The organism is Rhodococcus sp. P4_B6 (assembly GCF_056402215.1).
Map to the genome: position 1 here is coordinate 1 of NZ_JBFUHV010000447.1, position 1,178 is coordinate 1,178.

Here is a 1,178-nt window from a genome sequence, read left to right on the forward strand (position 1 = left end):
AGGTCTGCAGGCCTTGCTTGTCGACGAGCCCGTCGGTCGAGTAGTCCGGCTTCGCGAAGTCGTAGGCGTCCTTGGCGGCGTCGTAACTGATCTGGCTGTCGTTCATCAGGATGGAGATCGCTTCGTCGGGGTGATCGACGACCCATTGGGCGCTTTCCTTGTACGCCGACAGGAAGGCGCGGAATTCATCCGGGTTGGGTGCGAGGACTCGCTCACTGGCGGCGAACACCTGCGGGGTCAGCTTCGGGAACACGTCACGGAATTCGATGATCTTCCGTGCACCCTCCGTGCTTGCGGCGAGGGAGTACGGCGGCACGAGGCTGGCGCCGTCGACCTGCCCGGCCGATAGGGCAGCCACCTGGGTGGCGAGGGGTCCGGAAGCAATGTATTCCACAGTTGACGGATCTACCCCGGACGCCGCGAACAGGCCTTTGGCCAGGGTTTCTCCGCTGCCGGGTCCGACGATCGCGAGTTTGTGCCCGGCGAACTGTTCGACGGAGTCGATGCCCGGCTTGCCGTACAGGATGTACTGCTGCTCGGTGAGGAGGTTGGCGATGATCTTCAGGTCCGAACCCGATGCCCGGGAAGAGATCACCCCTTCGGTGAGCATGGCTGCGACGTTCGCCTGCCCGCTCGCCACCGCCGCGGTTGCTTCTGCGGTGCTCTTGACCTTGATGACCTCGACGTCGATGCCGTTCTTGTCGAAGATCCCCTGCTCGATGCCGGCGGTCACCGCGAGGAACGAACTACCGGTGATCGACGACGCCAACTTGATCGTGGTGCGGCCATTCGCCGACGACAACTCCGTGCCGTTGGCGCAGCCGACGACGAGGGCGAGCACACCGGCACAGGCGCCCGCGAGCAGCGCGCGTCGCTTCATCGCTGTCCGGCCGGGGTCGCGTGTAGTTGCCGCAGCAGGTGCGCTCGCCGGGCCGAGCGGGTAGGAACGTGCCGTTGTCGCCGGCGGGTACCTCTCAGGCATCTGACGGTGTGGTGCGCTTGCCGAATCTGCTCTAGTGCTGTGCTCATATGCCTTGGGACTCCTCAGACGTGCGACGTGCGCGCTGCCGGCAGTCGGGCAGTGCTGGACACGTGCCAGACGAACCGCCGATCGGCACATCGGTGGCGGAATGCGACGGTAGGTCGCGCTGCCGAGATCAACCCGTGGAAATGAGGAG

General features: G+C 65.1%; 1 protein-coding gene. It reads right to left on the bottom strand.

Annotated features, from left to right (window positions below; all coding sequences use genetic code 11):
* A partial coding sequence (locus AC1DWT_RS51445) for an ABC transporter substrate-binding protein (RefSeq protein ID WP_477926297.1) occupies nucleotides 1-880 on the bottom strand: 880 nt, incomplete at its 3' end.
* Between the last annotated feature and the right edge of the window lie 298 nt (nucleotides 881-1,178).